Here is an 18631-nt window from a genome sequence, read left to right as displayed (position 1 = left end):
GAAGTGGCAGTCGGCGGGCGTCCGGGGCAGCCACTTCCCGGTGGACTACCGGAGGGAGGGCTGTTCGCGGGCGTCCCAGGCAGCCACTTCCCGGTGGACCACCGGAGGGGAGGGCGAGCCCCGGAGAACCGATTGGCGCGCGCCCGCGCGACCGCCGTACGATCCGGGCAGGCGTCTGAGCCGTCATCAGCGGCGAGCCTCGGGAAGAACGGGTGCGGCGAGCCGGCCGCCACCTCACTAGAACCCGACGGGTCCGGCCCGACACAGCCGAAACGAAGCGGTTCCCGCCCCGGCGGGAGCAAGCGAGGTGGTACCGCGGTCAGCCGATCGTCCTCGTGGTGACAGCCCGAGTCGTACGACGCACCGCGAGGAGCACCCAGATGGCCTACCCGAAGGTCTCGCACACCGACGCCCGAGGCGTCGCCGGCAGCCCGCGCTTCCCTGAGATCGAGGAGGCGGTGCTGGCCTACTGGGAGGCCGACGACACCTTCCGCGCGAGCGTCGAGCAGCGGGAGGCGGGGCCCGACGGCGCCAACGAGTTCGTCTTCTACGACGGCCCGCCGTTCGCCAACGGCCTGCCGCACTACGGCCACCTGCTCACGGGCTACGTCAAGGACCTCATCCCGCGCTACCAGACCATGCGCGGGCGCAAGGTCGAGCGTCGCTTCGGCTGGGACACCCACGGCCTGCCCGCCGAGCTCGAGGCGATGCGCCTCAACGGCATCAAGACCACCGACGAGATCGTCGAGCTGGGCATCGAGAAGTTCAACGAGGCCTGCCGCCAGTCGGTGCTGAAGTACACCGGCGAGTGGCGCGACTACGTCACCCGCCAGGCGCGCTGGGTCGACTTCGACAACGACTACCGCACGATGAACCCCGAGTTCATGGAGTCGGTCATCTGGGCCTTCAAGCAGCTGCACGAGAAGGGGCTGGTCTACGAGGGCTTCCGCGTGCTGCCCTACTGCTGGCAGGACGAGACCCCGCTGTCCAACCACGAGCTGCGGATGGACGACGACGTCTACCAGATGCGGCAGGACCCCGCCGTCACCGTCGGCTACCACGTCACCACGCCGGGCGACTTCGAGGGCGTCAAGGTCCTGGTGTGGACGACGACGCCGTGGACCCTGCCCTCCAACCTCGCGGTCATGGTGGGCGAGGACATCGACTACGTCGTGGTCGGGTCCGACAGGCCCACCGGCAGCCCCGAGCGCTACCTGCTCGCCGAGGCGCGCCTCGCGTCGTACGCCCGCGAGCTGGGCGAGGACCCGGAGGTCACCTGGCGCGGCACCGGCGCGGACCTCGTCGGGCTCGAGTACGCACCGCCGTTCTCCTACTACGAGGGCCACGAGCGCGCGTTCCGGCTCGTGCCGGCCGAGTTCGTCACGACCACCGACGGCACCGGGCTGGTGCACACCGCCGGCGCCTTCGGTGAGGACGACAAGGTCGTCACCGACCGCGAGGGCATCGAGGCGGTCATGCCGGTCGGCAAGGACGGCCGGTTCACCTTCCCGGTCACCGACTACGAGGGCCTGCAGGTCTTCGACGCCAACCTCCAGATCATCGACCACCTCAAGGCCGCCACCCGTGGCGACGGCGCGACGGGCTCCGTCACGCCCGGCACGGTGCTGGTGCGCCGCGAGACCTACGACCACTCCTACCCGCACTGCTGGCGCTGCCGGCAGCCGCTGATCTACAAGGGCGTCTCGTCGTGGTTCGTCGAGGTGACCAAGGTCAAGGAGCGCCTGATGGCGCTCAACCAGGAGATCCGCTGGGTGCCCGACCACATCCGGGACGGCCAGTTCGGCAAGTGGCTGGAGAACGCCCGCGACTGGTCGATCACCCGCAACCGGTTCTGGGGCAGCCCGGTGCCGGTGTGGAAGTCCGACGACGAGGAGTACCCGCGCGTCGACGTCTACGGCTCGTTCGAGGAGATCGAGCGCGACTTCGGCCGGCTGCCGCACGACGTGGACGGCAACCCCGACCTGCACCGGCCGTACGTCGACGAGCTGACCCGGCCCAACCCCGACGACCCCCGCTCGCCGGGGGAGGGGCAGTCGACGATGCGCCGCGTCACCGACGTCCTCGACGTCTGGTTCGACTCGGGCTCGATGTCGTTCGCGCAGGTGCACTACCCGTTCGAGAACAAGGACTGGTTCGAGCACCACTTCCCGGGCGACTTCATCGTCGAGTACATCGGCCAGACCCGCGGCTGGTTCTACACGATGCACGTGCTCGCGGGCGCGATCTTCGACCGTCCCGCGTTCTCCACGTGCCTGAGCCACGGCATCGTGCTCGGCAACGACGGCCAGAAGATGTCCAAGAGCCTGCGCAACTACCCCGACGTGCGCGAGGTCTTCGACCGCGACGGCGCCGACGCCATGCGCTGGTTCCTGATGTCGAGCCCGATCCTGCGCGGCGGCAACCTCGTCGTCACCGAGCAGGGCATCCGCGACTCGGTGCGGCAGGTGCTGATCCCGCTGTGGAACAGCTGGTCGTTCTTCACCCTGTACGCCAACGCCGCCGACGGCGGTGCCGGGCGCGAGGCCACGTGGCGCACCGACAGCGCGCACCCGATGGACCGCTACATCCTGGCCAAGCTGCGCGACCACGTCGCGACCATGACCGACCAGCTCGACAACTACGAGGTGGCCGCCGCGTGCGACAGCACGCGCGCCTTCCTCGACGTGCTGACGAACTGGTACATCCGCCGCTCCCGCGACCGGTTCTGGAGCGAGGACGCCGACGCGTTCGACACCCTCTACACGGTGCTCGAGGTGGTCTGCCGGCTCACCGCGCCGCTGCTGCCGCTGACCACCGAGGAGGTGTGGCGCGGGCTGACGGGCGAGCGGTCGGTGCACCTCACCGACTGGCCGGCCGTCGACGGCCTGCCGGCCGACGACGCGCTGGTGGCCTCGATGGACACCGTCCGCGACGTCTGCTCGGCCGGCTCGGCGCTGCGCAAGGCCGCGAACCTCCGCAACCGGCTGCCGCTGTCGGGACTCACCGTCGTCACCGACACCGACCTCACCGGCTTCGACCGGCTGGTCGCCGACGAGCTCAACGTCAAGTCGGTCACGCTCCTCGCGGCCGACGCCCCCGAGGCGGCGTCGTACGGCGTCTCCCAGCGGCTCACCGTCAACGCGCGCGCCGCCGGACCGCGGCTCGGCAAGGACGTCCAGCTGGCGATCAGGGGCTCGAAGTCCGGCGACTGGTCGGTCGCCGAGGACGGCACGGTGACGGCCGGCGGCCTCGAGCTGCTGGCAGGGGAGTACGTCCTCGAGACCGTCGCGGGCACCGCGGCCGACGACACCGCCATCGGGATGCTGCCGGGCGGCGGCTTCGTCGTCCTCGAGACCGCGGTGACGCCCGAGCTCGAGGCCGAGGGCACCGCCCGCGACCTGGTGCGCGCCGTCCAGCAGGCGCGCAAGGACGCCGGCCTGCAGGTCAGCGACCGGATCCGCCTGGCCCTCGCCGGGCCGGCGGAGACCATGGCCGCCGCCCGCACGCACGAGGCGCTGATCGCCGAGGAGACGCTCGCGACCGCGGTGTCCTACGCCGATGCGCCCGAGCTCGGCATCGACGTGACCGCGGACGGCGTCGGGGGCTGAGCGCGAGCGGCGCGCCACACAGTCACGCGCACGCGCGCACGTACACAGGACACGCACGCACGGGGAGAGGACGACCGGACCGTGCACCACCACCGCCTCGACCCGGGGCCCTGGAGCGCGACCGGCTGCGGGTCCGTCGACCGCGACCTGCTCGGCGCGCTGCGGTCGGCCCGGAGCGCCCGGCGACGCGGAGCGCGGAGCGGCTGGTTGAATCGGGGCCATGCCTGAGCTCGACCTGTCCGCCGACGTGGTGACCCTGACCCAGCAGCTCGTCGACATCGAGTCCGTCAGCCACCGGGAGCAGCAGATCGCGGACGCGGTCGAGGCGGCGCTGTCCGGCCTGCCGCACCTGGTCGTCACCCGCCGCGGCCACACCGTCGTGGCGCGCACGGAGCTCGGGCGGGACGAGCGCGTCGTGGTGGCCGGCCACCTCGACACGGTGCCGCTCAACGACAACCTGCCCTCGCGCCTCGAGGACGGCGTCCTCCACGGGCTCGGCAGCTGCGACATGAAGGGCGGCGACGCGGTGATGCTCAAGCTGGCCGCCGACGTCACCAGCCCCAACCGCGACCTCACCTACATCTTCTACGAGGCCGAGGAGGTGGACTCGGTCCACAACGGCCTCCGCAAGCTCACCGAGAGCGACCCCGACCTCGTGCAGGCGGACTTCGCGATCCTCATGGAGCCGAGCAACGCCGCGATCGAGGCCGGCTGCCAGGGCACCATGCGCGTCGACGTCCGCACCACCGGCGAGCGCTCGCACAGCGCCCGCAGCTGGAAGGGCGTCAACGCCATCCACCTCGCCGGCCCCGTGCTCGCCCGGCTCAACGAGTACGTCCCCCGGCGCCCGGAGATCGACGGCCTGACCTACCACGAGGGGCTCAACGCCACCGGGATCCGCGGCGGCGTCGCGGGCAACGTGATCCCCGACGAGTGCGTCGTGGAGGTCAACTTCCGCTTCGCGCCCGACCGCAGCGAGCGCGACGCGGAGGCGTTCGTGCGCGACTTCTTCGAGGGCTACGACGTCACGGTGACCGACATGGCGGCCGGGGCGATGCCCGGTCTCGACCGGCCCGCGGCGAGGGCGTTCGTCGAGTCCGTGGGCGGCGAGGTGGCACCCAAGTTCGGCTGGACCGACGTCGCCCAGTTCACGCGACTGGGGATCCCGGCGGTCAACTTCGGCCCCGGCGACCCGATGTACGCCCACAAGCAGGACGAGCACGTGCCCACCGAGCACGTCGAGCGGTGCGAGCGGGTCCTCAAGGAGTGGCTGGCATGACCGACCGACGAGAGCACCTGTCGGGCCGGCTTCCCGAGCACCGCGTCAAGGGCCCGGTCATCGAGCGCCGCGGCCAGGTGGACGAGGGAAGCACCACCGACCAGCGCCTGCTGGACTCGCGCGGCCCGAGCGACTGGGTGCACACCGACCCGTGGCGGGTGCTGCGCATCCAGGCGGAGTTCGTGGAGGGGTTCGGTGCCCTCGCCGAGCTCGGGCCGGCCATCGCGGTCTTCGGGTCGGCGAGGACGCCGGCCGACCACCCGCACTACGCCGTCGCCGAGGAGGCCGGCCGCAAGCTCGTCGAGGCCGGGTTCGCCGTCATCACCGGGGGCGGACCCGGCGCGATGGAGGGCGCCAACAAGGGCGCGTCCGAGGCCGGCGGCGTGAGCGTGGGGCTCGGCATCGAGCTGCCCTTCGAGTCCGGGCTCAACCAGTGGGTCGACAAGGGGATCAACTTCCGCTACTTCTTCGCCCGCAAGACCATGTTCGTCAAGTACTCCCAGGGCTTCGTCGTCCTGCCCGGCGGGCTGGGGACGCTCGACGAGCTCTTCGAGGCGCTGACCCTGGTGCAGACCCGGAAGGTGACCTCGTTCCCGATCGTGCTGATCGGCACGGAGTACTGGCAGGGGCTCCTGGGCTGGCTGCGCGAGACGGTGCTCGCCGAGGGCAAGATCAACGCAGCCGACCTCGACATGATGGTCCTCACCGACGACGTCGACGAGGCCGTCGAGCTGATGGTGGCCGCCCGGGAGGACCGGTGGCCCACGCCGGCTCCCGAGCGGCCCGAGTGAGGGGAGTGGTCCGCCGATGACGTGGCTCTTCGCCGCGCTGGTCGTCCTCGCCATGGGCGGCGTCGCGATGGTGGCGTCCGGCCGTGGCGGGTCGATGCCGCCGGCGTACGACGACCGTCCCGACGTCGTGCTGCCCACCGACCGCCCGATCGGGCCCGACGACCTGCGCGCCGTCCGCTTCCCGCTGGCGGTGCGCGGCTACCGGATGTCCGACGTCGACGCGCTCCTGGCGCGCCTCGCCGCCGAGATGGAGGACCGGGCGTCGGGGGCGCCGGACGCCGACGGCCCGTCTGGCGAGGCAGCGCGCGACTAGGGCAGACTCCGCGACCATGTCGTTCCCGACCGCCGTGTGGATCCTCACCGGACTCGCCGCCGTGGTGATCGTGCTGACCCGCCTGCGCCTGGGCCGCGACGGAGCGGCCGGCCGGTTCTCGATCAGCCGGCGGCTCCCGACCGCGCACTTCGTGGCCGGGATGCTGGCCCTGGTGCTGTGGCTGGGCGTGCTGGTGGCCCCGGAGGACTCCTTCGTCGGTGGACCGCTGGTGGGGATCGCCGCGATCGCGCTGTGGTGGATCACCGCCCTGTGCGGCCTGCTGATCCTCGCGCGGTGGCTGCCGGCGAGGGGACGCCACGTCCCCGAGGCCGCCGGCGACTCCTGGAGCAAGGGCCCGGGGCTGTCGCTGCTCGCCCACCTCGGGATGGTGGCCGGTGTCCTCGTGTTCACCTACGCCTACCTCGACGCGGCGGTCTGATGCCCCGCCCCGGTGCGTACGCGGCCTCGCTCGCGCTGCTCCTCACCGGGCTCGTCGCCGGGCTCGTGGCCGGTCCGGCTGCGGTCGCACCGACCGGCGCCCGCGCCGTCGAGGCGTCGCCGGCGCCCCGCCCGGCGGTCGTCGAGGTCCGCACCATCGGCCACTCGGTCGCGGGCCGCCCGGTCCGCGCCTGGCGCCTCGGCGAGCCCGGGAAGCGACGCGTCGTCCTCGTCTCGACCATGCACGGCGACGAGCCGGCCACCCGCCGGATCCTGGAGGCGCTGCGCGACGGCCGTCCCGTCCGCGGGCTCGACCTGTGGGTGGTGCCGACGTACAACCCCGACGGCCTCGCGCGCGGCACCCGCCGCAACGCCCGCGGCGTGGACCTCAATCGCAACTTCCCGCACCGCTGGGCCGACCTCGACGGCAGCCACGAGTCCGGGCCGCGGCCGGGCAGCGAGCCGGAGACCCGGGCCATGATGGCGTTCCTGCGCCAGGTCGACCCGCGCCGGGTGATCAGCTTCCACCAGCCGCTGCACGGCGTGGACACCGACACCAAGGACCCCCGCTTCGCCCGGCGGCTGGCACGGGCGCTGCGGCTGCCGCGCACCTCGCTCGACTGCGGCGGGCTGTGCCACGGCACCATGACGATGTGGTTCAACCACCGCTTCGCCGGTTCCGCGCTGACCGTCGAGTACGGCGGCCGGCCCTCGCGGCACCGGATGGGCGTCGCGGCGCCCCGCCAGCTGCTGCGGGTGCTCGGCGCCCACCGGACCCGCCGCTGATTCCTGCGTGTGGGCGCCGGTCCGCATGACGCTGGGCCGTCGGCGGGGGCTGCGTCATACGAAGCGGCACGTACAGCCGCCGGTCCGCATGACGCTGGCGCCGGCCCGGCGGTCAGCCGGCGATCCCTCGGCTCAGCGGCCGCGGAAGGCCGGCTCCGCCTTGGCCACGAACGCGTCGACCGCGGCGAGGTGGTCCTCCGTGGCGCCGGTGAGGGCCATCCGGTCGGCCTCGAAGGCGAGCGACTGCTCGAGCGGGTGGGCCGCGGAGTACGCCACCGTCTGCCGGATGGCGCCGTACGCCACCGTCGGGCCCGCCGCCAGCCGGGCAGCCAGCTCGCCGACGGCGCGCGGGAGCTCCTCGGCCGGCACCACCTGCGTGGCCAGGCCCAGCTCGAGCGCCTCGTCGGCGCCGATCGTGCGGGGGAAGTAGAGCAGCTCCATCGCCTTCGCGCGCCCCACCAGCCGCGGCAGGGTCCAGCTCGAGCCGGTGTCGCACGACAGCGCCACCCCGGCGAAGGAGGTGTTGTATCCGGCGGAGTCGGCGAGGACCCGGAAGTCGGCGGCGAACGCCAGGCTCGCCCCCGCGCCGGCCGCGACGCCGTTGACGGCGGCGACCACCGGCTTCGGCATCGTCGCCAGCGCCTGCACGATGGGGTTGTAGTGCTGCTCGACGGTGCTGGAGAGCGGCACGGCGGCGTCACCCTTGAGTCCGGCCAGGTGCTCCTTGAGGTCCTGGCCGACGCAGAACGCGCGGCCGCTCCCGGTCAGCACCACGCACCGCACCTCCGGGTCGGCGGCGACGTGGTGCACGGTGTCGCGCAGGAGCTCCTTGGTGGCCACGTCGAGACCGTTCATGGCGTGGGGCCGGTTGAGCGTGATCGTGGCGACGGCGTCCTCGACGTCGAGCAGGACGGGGGGCGCGTCGGTGGCGGGCGGCGGCGTCATGGGGGCAGTCTGCCCGACGGGCGACACGGGTCCGCCCGCCCTGTGGTGCCGATCACGCGGGGGATGGGGGATAATGGGCGCCGTACGACGCCGATCGGGGTGGCCAGGCACGACTCAGCCGCCTCGATTCGCATGTGAAGAGCCACATCCACTGCTGGCTGGACAGGAAGAGGTGCGCCGATGGCCGCCATGAAGCCCCGCACGGGCGACGGACCGCTCGAGGTGACCAAGGAGGGGCGCGGCATCGTCATGCGCGTCCCGCTCGAGGGCGGTGGGCGGCTGGTGGTCGAGCTGAACGCCGAGGAGGCCACCGCACTCGGCGACGCCCTCAAGGACGTCGTCGGCTGATCGTGCCCACCACCGCGCTGCCGACGCAGGTCTCGCCACCCGAGTTCGCCCTCAGCCCCAACCTGCCGCACCAGATCGGCGGCGCGGAGGTGTGGGCGTTCCCGGTGCTGCCCGACGAGGCCGGACCGCTGCTGGGTCCGGGCGCCGACGAGGCCGCCGAGGCCCTCGGGATCGACCTTCTCGGGGCGCTCGAGGCCGCGCGTGCCACCGGCCGCACCGGCGAGGTGACGACCGTCCCCGCGGGCGACGACGTCGGCCTCGTGCTGCTGGTCGGCGTCGGCGACGCCACCGTGACGGACTTCCGCCGGGCGGGAGCGACGCTCGCCCGGGCGACGAAGGACCGCGCCAGCGTGGTCTCGTCGGTCGCCGCCATCGCCCCCGACGAGGGGCTCGCCGCGTTCGTGGTGGGCGCCATGCTCGGCTCGTTCTCCTTCCACTGGCGCTCGGCCGGCCCGAAGGAGCGACCCGTCGCCCGGATCGTGCTGGCCGGCGTCAGCGACGACGGCGCCGACGACGAGCTGGCCCGGGCGCTGGCGCTGGGCGGCGCCGGGTGGCGCTCGCGCGTGCTCGCCACCGTCCCGGCCAACCTCAAGACGCCGGCCTGGCTCGCCGAGCAGGCCGTCGAGGTCGGCGAGGCGTCCGGACTCGACGTCACGGTCTGGGACACCGCGCGGCTGGAGGCCGAGGGCTTCGGCGGCATCCTCGCCGTCGGCGGCGGCTCGGCCCACGAGCCCCGCCTCATCCGCATGGACTACACCCCGCGCGGCGCCTCGAGGAGGACGCCCACGGTCGTCCTCGTCGGCAAGGGCATCACCTTCGACAGCGGCGGCCTCGACATCAAGCCCAGCGAGGGCATGCTGACGATGAAGCGCGACATGAGCGGCGGCGGGGCGGTCATCGCGACCATGGGCGCGCTCCGTGACGTCGACTGCCCGGTCCGCGTCGTCGGCCTCGTCCCCGCCGCGGAGAACGCCGTCAGCGGGTCCGCGATGCGCCCCGGCGACGTCATCACGCACTTCGGCGGACGCACCTCGGAGGTCAACAACACCGACGCCGAGGGCCGTCTCGTCCTCGCCGACGCGATGGCGTACGCCGTCCGCGAGCTCGCGCCGGCCGCGCTGGTGGACATCGCCACCCTCACCGGCGCGATGAAGGTCTCGCTGGGCCAGTGGACCGGCGGCTACTTCGCCAACGACGAGGCGCTCGCCGGGCACGTGGAGGCCGCGGCGGCGGCCTCCGGCGAGAACGCGTGGCGGATGCCGCTCGTCGCCGACTACGAGGAGAAGGTCGCCTCGCGGATCGCCGACGGCGACAACGCCGCCGGCGGGGCGGGGGCCATCACCGCCGCCCTGTTCCTCCAGCACTTCGCCGGCGACGTGCCGTGGGCGCACCTCGACTTCGCCTCCGCCGCGGAGTCGCCGGCCGAGCGCTACGAGTGGACCGCCGGCCCCAGCGGCTGGGGCCCGCGCCTGCTGCTGTCGTGGCTGGGCTCCGACGACCCGCTCGCCGGGGTCTCCTAATGCTCGGCCTCACGGTCCGCTGGTCGCTCGTCGATGCGCCCGAGGGCACGGAGGACCGGCTCGCGTCCTACGTCGCCGAGACCTCGCACGCGCGCTTCACCGACATGCCCGGGCTGCGCTCCAAGACCTGGCGCCAGGTCCCCGGCCAGTGGTTCGAGGGCTGCTACGTGTTCGCGAGCAGCCGGGAGCGCGAGGAGTTCCAGCGCACGTTCACCGAGGGGGCAGACGAGTCGCCGGGCTCGCAGATCATCGGCACGTCCCCGGTCCTCATCGAGGCGTGCGACGTCGTCGCCGTCGCCGAGGGCGGGGCGGGCTTCGTGGCCGCGCCGCCGGCCTAGGCCTCGGGCGCCCACTCCTTCTTGGCGGCCAGCAGGCCGTCGCCGACCGGCAGCAGCACCGGCACGAGCGCCTCGTGGTCGAGGACCGCTCGGCCGAGCTCGCGGATCGCGACGGTCTCCTCGTCGCGCTGGGCCGGGTCGGCCACCCGGTCGTGCCAGAGCGCGTTGTCGAACGCCACCACGCCGCCCGGTCGCAGCAGGCGCACCGCCTCCGCGAGGTAGGCGGCGTACTCGCGCTTGTCGCCGTCGCAGAACACCAGGTCGTAGTGGCCGTCGGTGAGCCGGGGGAGGACGTCGAGCCCTGCGCCGGCGATCGTGCGGGCCCGGTTGCCGGGGATGCCGGCCTCGGTGAACGTCTCCTTCGCCAGGCGCTGGTGCTCGGCCTCGATGTCGACCGTCGTCAGCACGCCGTCGGAGCGCATGCCGCGCAGCAGCCAGAGCCCCGAGACGCCGGTGCCGGTGCCGATCTCGACGACCGCGCGGGCGTCGAGGACCGAGGCGAGGAAGCGCAGCGCCGCACCCACCCCCGAGCCGACCGGGGCGACGCCGACCTCCTCGGCCCGGCTGCGCGCCGCGGCGAGGACCTCGTCCTCGGCCACGAACGACTCGGCGTAGGACCAGCTCGCGGGCGTGATCGGCGCGGTGTTGTTCGGCACCCGGCGACTCTATCGCGCGGCGACCTCCCGACGTGGCCGGGAACACACGCCGCTCCCCGCTCGTTGGAGTCCTCGTCGGCCACCGGGTGCCCGGGACCCGGTCCGGCAGTTCTTGGTCGGAGCGCATGGGGCTCACAGGCAACTCTCAGGCGGCCCTCCTAGCGTCAGGAAGGACAGTGAACCGTTGCAGCTGCGGTCGAGGAAGACGAATGAGGGGGCACCCGTGGGTGACCAGCTCGACACCACCCCGGCCGGGCCGGCCGGAGCCGCGGTACCGACGTGGGACGAGGTGGTCGAGCAGCACTCCGACCGCGTCTTCCGCCTCGCCTACCGGCTGACCGGCAACCGGCCCGACGCCGAGGACCTCACCCAGGAGGTCTTCGTCCGGGTCTTCCGCTCGCTCGACTCCTACACCCCCGGCACCTTCGAGGGCTGGTTGCACCGCATCACCACCAACCTGTTCCTCGACGGGGCCCGCCGCAAGCAGCGGATCCGCTTCGACGCGCTCTCCGACGAGCGCGCCGCGCGGCTCACCAGCCCGGCTCCGGCCCCCGAGCTCGCGGTGGCGGAGCGGACCTTCGACGACGACATCGAGACCGCGCTCGCCACGCTGCCCCCGGACTTCCGCGCCGCCGTCGTGCTGTGCGACGTCGAGGGCCTCAGCTACGAGGAGATCGCCGAGATCCTGGACGCCAAGCTCGGCACCGTGCGCTCCCGGATCCACCGCGGCCGGACCATGCTCCGCAAGGCACTCGCCCACCGGGAGCCGGCCGCCGGGCGCTCGCGCTACTCGGGACCGGTCGCCAGGCACCCGCGGGGCGAGGTGTCCTGAGATGACGCACCTCGGATCGCGCGTCAGCGCCCTGCTCGACGGCCGGCTCGCCCCCGACGAGGAGGAGCGGTGCTGGGCCCACGTCCACGCCTGCCACGCCTGCCGTGACCTCGTCGAGCAGGAGGGCTGGGTGAAGACCCGGCTCGCCCAGCTGTCCCTTGGTCCCTCGGGGTCGTGCTCGCCGTCGCACGACTTCAAGTCCTCGCTCATGGGACGGTGCTCGTCGCTGCAGCCCGCCTCCGGCCCCGGCGTCGCGGCGACCGGGGCGGCCCACCGGTCCCGGCGAGGCCTCGTCGCCATCGGTGGTGGTGCCGCGAGCGCCTGCGTCGTCGGCGTGCTGGCCCTCGGCGTGGCCAACACCCCGCGGATCGACCCCCGGCCGCCCGTCACCGACCTGAGCCGCCCGACGGGCCCCGTGGCCCCGGTGGTCACGGTCGACGACCGCTCCGCCCGCGGGCCGGTCCCACCCTCCCGGACGCCCCTGGCCGACCGGCTCGTGGCGATCCGGGAGAAGATTGCCCCGTGAGCGACGACCAGCGGCCCGACGAGCAGCCCCACGGCCGGCCGGCAGCCGACCCGACGGGGTCCGACGAGCCGACGCAGCCGCTCGCCGGCTGGCGCGGCCCCACCTCCGAGTCGGCGTCCGGGACCGACGCGGGCGCCGGTGCGCAGACCGATGCGCAGACCGATGCGCAGCCCGGGCACGACGGGATGCTCGCCGGACCGCCGCCCGGACCGGCTGCCGGACCCTCGGTCGCGCCGCCGGCTGCCATCCCGCCTGCGGGCCCGGCCGGCGAGCCGGGCCCGCCGCTCCACCGCGGCAGCTACGGCGAGCCGCCGCCCGCGACGGTCGCGTACCCAGCCGCCGCGGGCGCGCCCCAGCACGGTCTCGCGCAGCGCCCGGACCCCGGTCCGCAGCAGCAGCCGCCCGGCTGGTTCGGCCCCGGACCCCGCCCGCCGTACGCGCCCGGACCGGCTCGCCCCCGGAGGCTGCCGCTCTGGGTGTGGCCGGCGGTCGCGTGCCTGGCGCTCGTGGTGGGCGTCCTCGGCGGCCTCGCCGGTGGCGCGCTGCAGGACGAGCTCTCCTCTCCGCGCGGCACCAACGACAACGGCCTCAGCGGGGTGAGCACGCGCACCGCCGCGCCGCTCCAGGCGGACAACGGATCCGTCCCGGCCGTCGCCCAGGCGCTCCTGCCCAGCACGGTCCAGATCCTCGCCGAGTTCGACGGCCAGTCAGCCGGCGCCACCGGGTCGGGCTTCGTGCTCGACCGGCAGGGCCACGTCGTCACCAACAACCACGTCGTCGCCTCGGCGGCCGAGGAGGACGGCCCGATCGTCGTCATCGACCATTCCGGCGACCGCCACGACGCCACGGTCGTCGGCCGCAGCCCGGTGTACGACCTCGCGGTGCTGGCGGTGGACGGCGCCCAAGGCCTCGAGCCCGCGGCGCTGGGGGCGTCGCAGGTGCTGCACGTCGGTGACCCGGTGGTCGCGTTCGGCGCGCCGCTCGGGCTGAGCCAGACGGTGACCGCGGGCATCGTCAGCGCGCTCGACCGTCCGGTGACCACGTCGGGTGAGTCCGACGACGACTCGTCCTACATCAACGCCGTCCAGACCGACGCGGCCATCAACCCGGGCAACTCCGGTGGCCCGCTGGTCAACCTCGCGGGCGAGGTCGTCGGCGTGAACTCCGCCATCGCCACCACCGGCGGCGCGTCCGCGGAGTCGGGCAACATCGGCGTCGGCTTCGCGATCCCCATCGAGCAGGTCCGCACGACCGTCGACCAGATCCTGCGGACCGGCCGCGCGGAGTACCCGGTGATCGGCGCCCAGGTGCGCACCGGCGGGGAGCCCGACGCGGAGGGCGCGACCATCACCGAGGTCCTGCCCGACACCCCCGCCGAGCGGGCCGGGCTCGAGAAGGACGACGTGATCGTCGCCGTCGACGACCAGCCGGTCAACGACGGGATCGCGCTCATCGTGGCCATCCGCACCCACCTGCCCGGGGAGACCGTCGAGATGTCGGTGATCCGCGGCGGCGAGGAGCGCGTCGTCGAGATCGAGCTCGACGGCAAGGTGGGGTGACGCAGCACGGCCCCGCGCGCCTCAGTCGGGGCCCGCGTCGGCCTCGACGAACGGGTGCCGGTCGACGAACTCGCGGGTCTCGGCGTACATCCGCTGGATGAACTCCTCGAGCTGCACCCTCTCGACGCGCCACTGGCCGCGACCGCCGATCTTGATGGCCGGCAGCTCCCCGCGACGCACCAGCGCGTAGACCTGCGCGCTGGAGGTGTTGAGCACCTCGGCCACGTCGGCGAGCGTCAGGAAGCGGGTGTCGTCGGCCATGGCCCCATCGTGCCACCGGCCGGTCGGCTCCGACCGTCGCCCGGCCGGGACCTGTGGAGCGGCAGGTGTGAAGACCGGCCGGTGCGGCGATGATGGCCGGGTGTCTCGGAGCTCTCGGAACCGTCCTCCTCGCATCCTGTCCCACGGCGCTGCCGCAGACGCTGCGCGGGCTCCGACCGGGCCCGGGGCGCGGGCGACCGACGTCCCCCCGGCGACCCGGGCGAGCGCGCCGGGGTGGCGCGACCCCCGGCTGTGGGTCGGCGTCGTGCTCGTCACCGGCTCCGTGGTCGCCGGCGCCCGGATCATGGCGGGCGCCGACGACATGACGACGGTCTGGTCGGCGTCCTCCGACCTGGTCGCGGGGCAGCCGCTCACGGCCGACGACCTGCGCCCCACGCGCCTGCGCTTCGACGACCCGGCCGACCGCGACCGCTACCTCGGCGTCGAGGATGAGCTGCCGGCCGCGGCGACCCTCACCCGGCCGGTGTCGGCGGGGGAGCTGGTGCCGGAGGCGGCGCTCGGGGAGGACGCCGCCGACGACACGGTCGCGGTCTCCATCGCCGTCGCCGCCGAGCACGTGCCCACCGACCTGGGGCGGGGCTCGCTGGTCGACGTGTGGGTCGTGGCCGACCGTGCGCTGGGGAGCAGGGGCTCTCGGAGTGCCGCCGAGCGGGTGCTCGGCGACGTGGTCGTCCTCGACGCGCCCGTCGTGTCCGACGCGTTCGCCGCGGCGACCAGGCGCCAGCTCGTGATCGCCGTGCCGGAGACCGACGAGGAGTCGCTCGGCCTGGTCCTGGCGGCCAGCGGCGAGGACCGGGTCCGCGTCGTCGGGCGGGGCTGAGCCGTGATCTCCGTGCTGCTGCTGGCGGCGGGGGAGCCGTGGGAGTCGCCGGCGATGGCCGACCTCGAGGCCCACCCGGGGGTCGTGGTGCTGAAGCGGTGCGTCGACGTCGACGACCTGCTGGCCGCGGTCGCCACCGGGCAGTCCGACGTGGCCGTCGTGTCGCTCGACGCGCCGGGGCTCGACCCGGCGAGCGTGGCCCTCCTGCGCCGCCACGCCGTGCGCCCCGTCGCCGTGACGTCGGCGCGGTCGGACGACCTCGACGTGCGCGAGCACGCCCAGCGCCTCGGCATCTCCGCGGTGGTCGGGTCCGGCGAGCTGGCGTCCCTGCCGGGCGTGGTCACCACCGTCGACGACGTCGCCGACACCCGGGACGGCGACCACCGGCCGTCCGTCGACGTCCCCCTGGCGGACGTCGCGGCCGGCGAGCGCGACCGGGGCCGGGTCGTCGTGGTCTGGGGCCCGGCGGGCGCGCCCGGCCGGACGACCGTGGCCACCAACCTGGCCTGGGAGGTCGCGCGCCGCGAGGCCGCCGTCGTCCTGGCCGACCTCGACCCCTACGGCGGCACTGTCGCCCAGCACCTCGGCATCCTCGACGAGGTGTCCGGACTGCTCTCGGCGTCGCGGCTGGCAGCGGCCGGCCAGCTCGACGAGAGGTTCGCGTCCGTGTGCCGCGGCGTCGGCCCGCACCTCGCGGTGGTGACCGGCCTCCCGCGCGCCGACCGGTGGCGCGAGGTGCGTCCCGCGCAGGTGGACCAGCTGCTGCAAAGCGCCCGCGGCCAGGGCCACGTGGTCGTGGACACGGGCTTCGCCCTCGAGGACGAGGCGAGCTCGGACTTCGCCCGGCCGGCGCGCAACGCGCTCACCCTCGCGGCCCTCGAGCAGGCCGACGAGGTCGCGGCCGTCGGGTCGGCCGATCCGGTGGGCCTGACGCGCCTCGCCCGCGGCCTCGTCGACCTGCGGGAGCGCACGCCCGGCGTGCCCGTGCGGGTGGTGGTCAACCGCATGCGGGCGACGATCGGCTGGTCGGAGAAGGAGATCGCCGGGATGGTCGAGGGGTTCAGCCGCGTCGCGGGCCTGCACTTCCTGCCCGAGGACCGGGCCCTGCTGGACCGCGCCGCGGTGTCGGGCCGGCCGGTGGCCGACCTGGGTGACTCCGCGCTGACCCAGGGCCTGTCGGCCCTCGCCGACGCCGTGTTCCCGGCCCTGGCCGGGGCCGACGACGGACGCCCCCGCCGCCCCCGGCTGCTCCCGCTGCGCGGCGGCACCCGCGCCCGACCGCGGCGCCGTGGCGGCCCGTCGTGAGGAGTCGGTCGAACGAGATTCTAGAAAGCGTCAAGATTTGACGTAGATTGGGTGGCAATCGTGAGGAGATCTTGATGTCACGCCACCTTCGCATCGCCACCGTCTCGAGCCTCGTCGTCGTCCTGGCCGCCGCCCCTGCCTGGTCGGCCAAGCTCCGCACCGGCACCACCGGTGACGACGTCATCAACGGCAAGAACCGCCCCGACCGCATCATGTCGATCGGCGGGCAGGACCGCGTCGCCGCCCGGGGCGGTGACGACAAGGTGTGGGCGGGCAACGGCCACGACGTCGTCGCCGGGGACGCCGGCGACGACTGGATCACCCTGCAGCGCGGGAACGACGCGGGCTCCGGCGGGGACGGCGACGACTCCATCGACGGCGGTCAGGGCGACGATCACCTCCTCGGCGGCGACGGCAGCGACAAGCTCACCGCCGGCGCCGGCAACGACGTCGTCCAGGGAGAGGGCGGCAACGACACCGTCGGCGGCGGTGAGGGCGACGACCGGCTCCTCGGCGGCGACGGCGTCGACAAGCACATCGGCAACGACGGCAACGACTGGATCGACGGTGGTCCGGGCAACGACGGCGCGATCCAGGGCGGCCCGGGCAACGACCTGCTCATCGACGGTGAGGGCGACGACCTCAAGGTGAAGGGCGACGAGGGAGACGACGTCGTCTTCCTCGGCCCCGGCGCCGACCGGGTCTTCGGCGAGCAGGGCAACGACACGATCTACGTGCTGCCGGACGGCCAGCAGGACAAGATCCACTGCGACGACCCGACCCAGCACGACAGCGGCACCGCTGACCGCGTCGTCTTCGTGGGTCGCCGCGACCCCGCCGACGTCATCGACTACCGGGGCTCGTGCGAGATCGTCACGGTCACGGACGTGCCCCCGGCCGGTTGGCCGTACGGCCCGGTCGCCTAGGAGCGTCGCCCAGGAGCGGTCACGCCGCGAACAGCAGGTACAGCCCGCCGACGGTGAACCCCACCATGGCCACCAGTATCGGCAGCTGACCGGTGAGCTGGTGCCGCCTCGGCAGCAGCTTGATCGCCCGGTCGTGCGCGGCGACGACGCCGACGACGTGGCCGAGCGCCACGGCCAGCACCTTGGTCACCGCCAGGAAGGTCGGGTGCGAGGACAGCCAGTAGCTGACCTGCAGGTCGGCGGTTCCGAGGTAGTCGTCGCCGCGGCTGAACGGGTCGCTGAGCTGGATCACCGTCGTCTGGCCGTACTCGACGAAGTAGCTGAGGTAGTGGGCGACCACGTAGCCGACGATGATGGGCACGACCGAGTGGGCGAAGAGGTCGGGCAGTGCCCGTCTCGGGGTGTCGCTGGTGACCCCGGTGGCCATCGTCGCGACGGCGAGCACGAGGGCGACCCCGGCGGAGAAGACGACGAGGGCGACCGTGTCGGGCAGCACCCGGCTGGTGGACAGCGACTGCACCAGCTTGAGCCACGGCGTCGACTCCCGGAAGGAGTCGAAGGCGGTGCTGCCGAAGAGCACGCCCACGACCGCGACCAGTCCCGGACGAGGCACGACGGTGTCGAGGTTGGCCAGCGGGCTGCGCAGCACCAGCACGCCGTCGCGACGTCCCCAGATCGAGAGCCTGGCGACGAGCGAGGAGTAGACCTCGAACGGGTCCGCGCGCTCGAGGAAGGTCGTGCCCCACACGGCGGAGCCGATGAGCATGATGCCCAGGTACGCCGCGCACCACAGTCGCACCGGACCCAGGTCGGTCGAGGCCGGGTAGACCAGCTCCAGCCAGACGAAGGCGAACAGCCCGGCGGCCGCGGGCCAGTAGCCCAAGCGGGCGGGGTAGGCGTACAGGCCCTCGCCCTCCGGCACCCCGGAGATCCGCGCGAACAGCATGCTGATCGTGCGCACGGGACTGATCGCCCGGAACACCGGCCCGAGGAGCAGCGACGCCGGCACGAGCCCGACCCACAGCAGCACGTAGAACGTGCCGAGGAACGGGTTGATCAGGCTGTCCTTGCCGAAGACGGCGGCCGCGGCGACGTAGAGGAAGAACGCCATGCCGAGCACCCGCGCCGTGACGGCGAGCGCCCGCGACGACGCGAACCGGTCGAGCCAGGCGGGAGCCGGACGGCCGCTGGTGGCGGGGTCGTAGCGCGGCTCGCGCCACGCCACGGCGAGGACCGTGAAGGAGATGACCAGGGCCGCGACCGCACCGGCGATCGCGAGCTCCGCCGGGATCGGCAGGTCCTTGGCACCACCCAGGCCGTGGGCGGAGATCGAGCCGCCCACGTCAAGCCGGCCCACGC

Annotated in this window: 19 protein-coding genes; 15 read left to right on the top strand and 4 right to left on the bottom strand. The window is 73.8% G+C overall.

What is annotated here, in order from left to right; all coding sequences use genetic code 11:
- Positions 1–380 precede the first annotated feature (380 nt).
- The 6 genes from ileS to J3P32_RS03890 all read left to right on the top strand — a co-directional run bounded on the left by ileS (position 381) and on the right by J3P32_RS03890 (position 7215).
- On the top strand, positions 381–3608 hold the full coding sequence (ileS, locus tag J3P32_RS03915) for an isoleucine--tRNA ligase (protein ID WP_210438537.1): 3228 nt from the start codon (positions 381–383) through the stop codon (positions 3606–3608).
- A gap of 220 nt (positions 3609–3828) precedes the next feature.
- Positions 3829–4887, top strand: a complete 1059-nt coding sequence (dapE, locus tag J3P32_RS03910) for a succinyl-diaminopimelate desuccinylase (RefSeq protein ID WP_210438536.1) — start codon at positions 3829–3831, stop codon at positions 4885–4887.
- Complete coding sequence (locus J3P32_RS03905) at positions 4884–5678, top strand: LOG family protein (RefSeq protein WP_210438535.1); 795 nt, start codon at positions 4884–4886, stop codon at positions 5676–5678. Before dapE ends, J3P32_RS03905 begins: the two co-directional genes overlap by 4 nt.
- A 16-nt stretch (positions 5679–5694) precedes the next feature.
- Positions 5695–5991, top strand: a complete 297-nt coding sequence (locus tag J3P32_RS03900) for a DivIVA domain-containing protein (RefSeq protein ID WP_210438534.1) — start codon at positions 5695–5697, stop codon at positions 5989–5991.
- 16 nt (positions 5992–6007) lie between these two features.
- Entirely contained in the window at positions 6008–6430 is a 423-nt protein-coding gene (locus J3P32_RS03895; protein WP_210438533.1) for a hypothetical protein, read from the top strand.
- Positions 6430–7215, top strand: a complete 786-nt coding sequence (locus J3P32_RS03890) for a M14 family zinc carboxypeptidase (protein WP_210438532.1) — start codon at positions 6430–6432, stop codon at positions 7213–7215. The genes J3P32_RS03895 and J3P32_RS03890 overlap by 1 nt, the downstream gene beginning before the upstream one ends.
- Before the next feature lie 132 nt (positions 7216–7347).
- Here J3P32_RS03890 and J3P32_RS03885 read toward each other — a convergent pair whose 3' ends face one another.
- Complete coding sequence (locus J3P32_RS03885; protein WP_210438531.1) at positions 7348–8160, bottom strand: enoyl-CoA hydratase/isomerase family protein; 813 nt, start codon at positions 8158–8160, stop codon at positions 7348–7350.
- 180 nt (positions 8161–8340) lie between these two features.
- Here J3P32_RS03885 and J3P32_RS03880 point away from each other — a divergent pair, with 180 nt between their 5' ends.
- From J3P32_RS03880 to J3P32_RS03870, 3 genes are read left to right on the top strand one after another with little or no spacing between them, the layout of a single operon-like run.
- Positions 8341–8508 carry a DUF3117 domain-containing protein gene (locus tag J3P32_RS03880; RefSeq protein ID WP_210438530.1) on the top strand — a complete coding sequence of 56 codons (168 nt, stop codon included), beginning with the start codon at positions 8341–8343 and terminating at the stop codon, positions 8506–8508.
- Positions 8509–8510: 2 nt separating this feature from the next.
- On the top strand, positions 8511–10028 hold the full coding sequence (locus J3P32_RS03875; RefSeq protein ID WP_210438529.1) for a leucyl aminopeptidase family protein: 1518 nt from the start codon (positions 8511–8513) through the stop codon (positions 10026–10028).
- Positions 10028–10366: a hypothetical protein gene (locus J3P32_RS03870; protein WP_210438528.1), complete on the top strand. Its 339-nt coding sequence runs from the start codon at positions 10028–10030 to the stop codon at positions 10364–10366. The genes J3P32_RS03875 and J3P32_RS03870 overlap by 1 nt, the downstream gene beginning before the upstream one ends.
- Here J3P32_RS03870 and J3P32_RS03865 read toward each other — a convergent pair.
- Positions 10363–11022 (bottom strand): O-methyltransferase, encoded by a 660-nt coding sequence (locus J3P32_RS03865; protein ID WP_307807690.1) that lies wholly within the window; start codon positions 11020–11022, stop codon positions 10363–10365. The genes J3P32_RS03870 and J3P32_RS03865 overlap by 4 nt on opposite strands.
- Positions 11023–11245: 223 nt before the next feature.
- Between J3P32_RS03865 and sigE the strand changes: the two genes are divergently transcribed.
- From sigE to J3P32_RS03850, 3 genes are read left to right on the top strand one after another with little or no spacing between them, the layout of a single operon-like run.
- Positions 11246–11854: an RNA polymerase sigma factor SigE gene (sigE, locus tag J3P32_RS03860; protein WP_210438527.1), complete on the top strand. Its 609-nt coding sequence runs from the start codon at positions 11246–11248 to the stop codon at positions 11852–11854.
- A gap of 1 nt (position 11855) precedes the next feature.
- Entirely contained in the window at positions 11856–12380 is a 525-nt protein-coding gene (locus J3P32_RS03855) for an anti-sigma factor family protein (RefSeq protein WP_210438526.1), read from the top strand.
- On the top strand, positions 12377–13939 hold the full coding sequence (locus J3P32_RS03850; protein ID WP_210438525.1) for a S1C family serine protease: 1563 nt from the start codon (positions 12377–12379) through the stop codon (positions 13937–13939). Before J3P32_RS03855 ends, J3P32_RS03850 begins: the two co-directional genes overlap by 4 nt.
- Before the next feature lie 21 nt (positions 13940–13960).
- On the opposite strand, the gene J3P32_RS03845 is transcribed toward J3P32_RS03850, so the two are convergent.
- Positions 13961–14200, bottom strand: a complete 240-nt coding sequence (locus tag J3P32_RS03845) for a helix-turn-helix domain-containing protein (RefSeq protein ID WP_210438524.1) — start codon at positions 14198–14200, stop codon at positions 13961–13963.
- Positions 14201–14465: 265 nt separating this feature from the next.
- On the opposite strand from J3P32_RS03845, the gene J3P32_RS03840 reads away from it, so the two are divergent.
- The 3 genes from J3P32_RS03840 to J3P32_RS03830 all read left to right on the top strand — a co-directional run bounded on the left by J3P32_RS03840 (position 14466) and on the right by J3P32_RS03830 (position 17272).
- Positions 14466–15041, top strand: coding sequence for a CpaB family protein (locus J3P32_RS03840; RefSeq protein WP_210438523.1), 576 nt, complete (start codon positions 14466–14468; stop codon positions 15039–15041).
- Between the two features lie 3 nt (positions 15042–15044).
- The gene (locus tag J3P32_RS03835; RefSeq protein ID WP_210438522.1) at positions 15045–16346 is read left to right on the top strand and encodes an AAA family ATPase; all 1302 of its coding nucleotides are present in this window, start codon (positions 15045–15047) and stop codon (positions 16344–16346) included.
- A 74-nt stretch (positions 16347–16420) separates the two neighbouring features.
- Positions 16421–17272, top strand: a complete 852-nt coding sequence (locus J3P32_RS03830; RefSeq protein ID WP_210438521.1) for a calcium-binding protein — start codon at positions 16421–16423, stop codon at positions 17270–17272.
- Between the two features lie 19 nt (positions 17273–17291).
- Here the strand turns inward: J3P32_RS03830 and J3P32_RS03825 are convergent, their stop codons facing one another.
- The gene (locus J3P32_RS03825) at positions 17292–18629 is read right to left on the bottom strand and encodes a hypothetical protein (protein ID WP_307861572.1); all 1338 of its coding nucleotides are present in this window, start codon (positions 18627–18629) and stop codon (positions 17292–17294) included.
- Positions 18630–18631 lie beyond the last annotated feature (2 nt).

Source organism: Nocardioides xinjiangensis, from assembly GCF_017916385.1.
In the GTDB taxonomy this organism is placed as follows: Bacteria; Actinomycetota; Actinomycetes; order Propionibacteriales; family Nocardioidaceae; genus Nocardioides; species Nocardioides xinjiangensis.
Note: the sequence above shows the minus strand (reverse complement) of the source record. Positions and strands in the feature narration are given on the sequence as shown.

Bases quoted from the DNA above. Each gene is read 5' to 3' on its own strand.
- dapE (WP_210438536.1), top strand. From the start codon at position 3,829: ATGCCTGAGCTCGACCTGTCCGCCGACGTGGTGACCCTGACCCAGCAG.
- J3P32_RS03905 (WP_210438535.1), top strand. From the start codon at position 4,884: ATGACCGACCGACGAGAGCACCTGTCGGGCCGGCTTCCCGAGCACCGC.
- J3P32_RS03900 (WP_210438534.1), top strand. From the start codon at position 5,695: ATGACGTGGCTCTTCGCCGCGCTGGTCGTCCTCGCCATGGGCGGCGTC.
- J3P32_RS03830 (WP_210438521.1), top strand. From the start codon at position 16,421: ATGTCACGCCACCTTCGCATCGCCACCGTCTCGAGCCTCGTCGTCGTC.
- J3P32_RS03855 (WP_210438526.1), top strand. From the start codon at position 11,856: ATGACGCACCTCGGATCGCGCGTCAGCGCCCTGCTCGACGGCCGGCTC.
- J3P32_RS03895 (WP_210438533.1), top strand. From the start codon at position 6,008: ATGTCGTTCCCGACCGCCGTGTGGATCCTCACCGGACTCGCCGCCGTG.
- J3P32_RS03890 (WP_210438532.1), top strand. From the start codon at position 6,430: ATGCCCCGCCCCGGTGCGTACGCGGCCTCGCTCGCGCTGCTCCTCACC.
- ileS (WP_210438537.1), top strand. From the start codon at position 381: ATGGCCTACCCGAAGGTCTCGCACACCGACGCCCGAGGCGTCGCCGGC.
- J3P32_RS03880 (WP_210438530.1), top strand. From the start codon at position 8,341: ATGGCCGCCATGAAGCCCCGCACGGGCGACGGACCGCTCGAGGTGACC.
- J3P32_RS03845 (WP_210438524.1), bottom strand. From the start codon at position 14,200: ATGGCCGACGACACCCGCTTCCTGACGCTCGCCGACGTGGCCGAGGTG.
- J3P32_RS03870 (WP_210438528.1), top strand. From the start codon at position 10,028: ATGCTCGGCCTCACGGTCCGCTGGTCGCTCGTCGATGCGCCCGAGGGC.
- J3P32_RS03885 (WP_210438531.1), bottom strand. From the start codon at position 8,160: ATGACGCCGCCGCCCGCCACCGACGCGCCCCCCGTCCTGCTCGACGTC.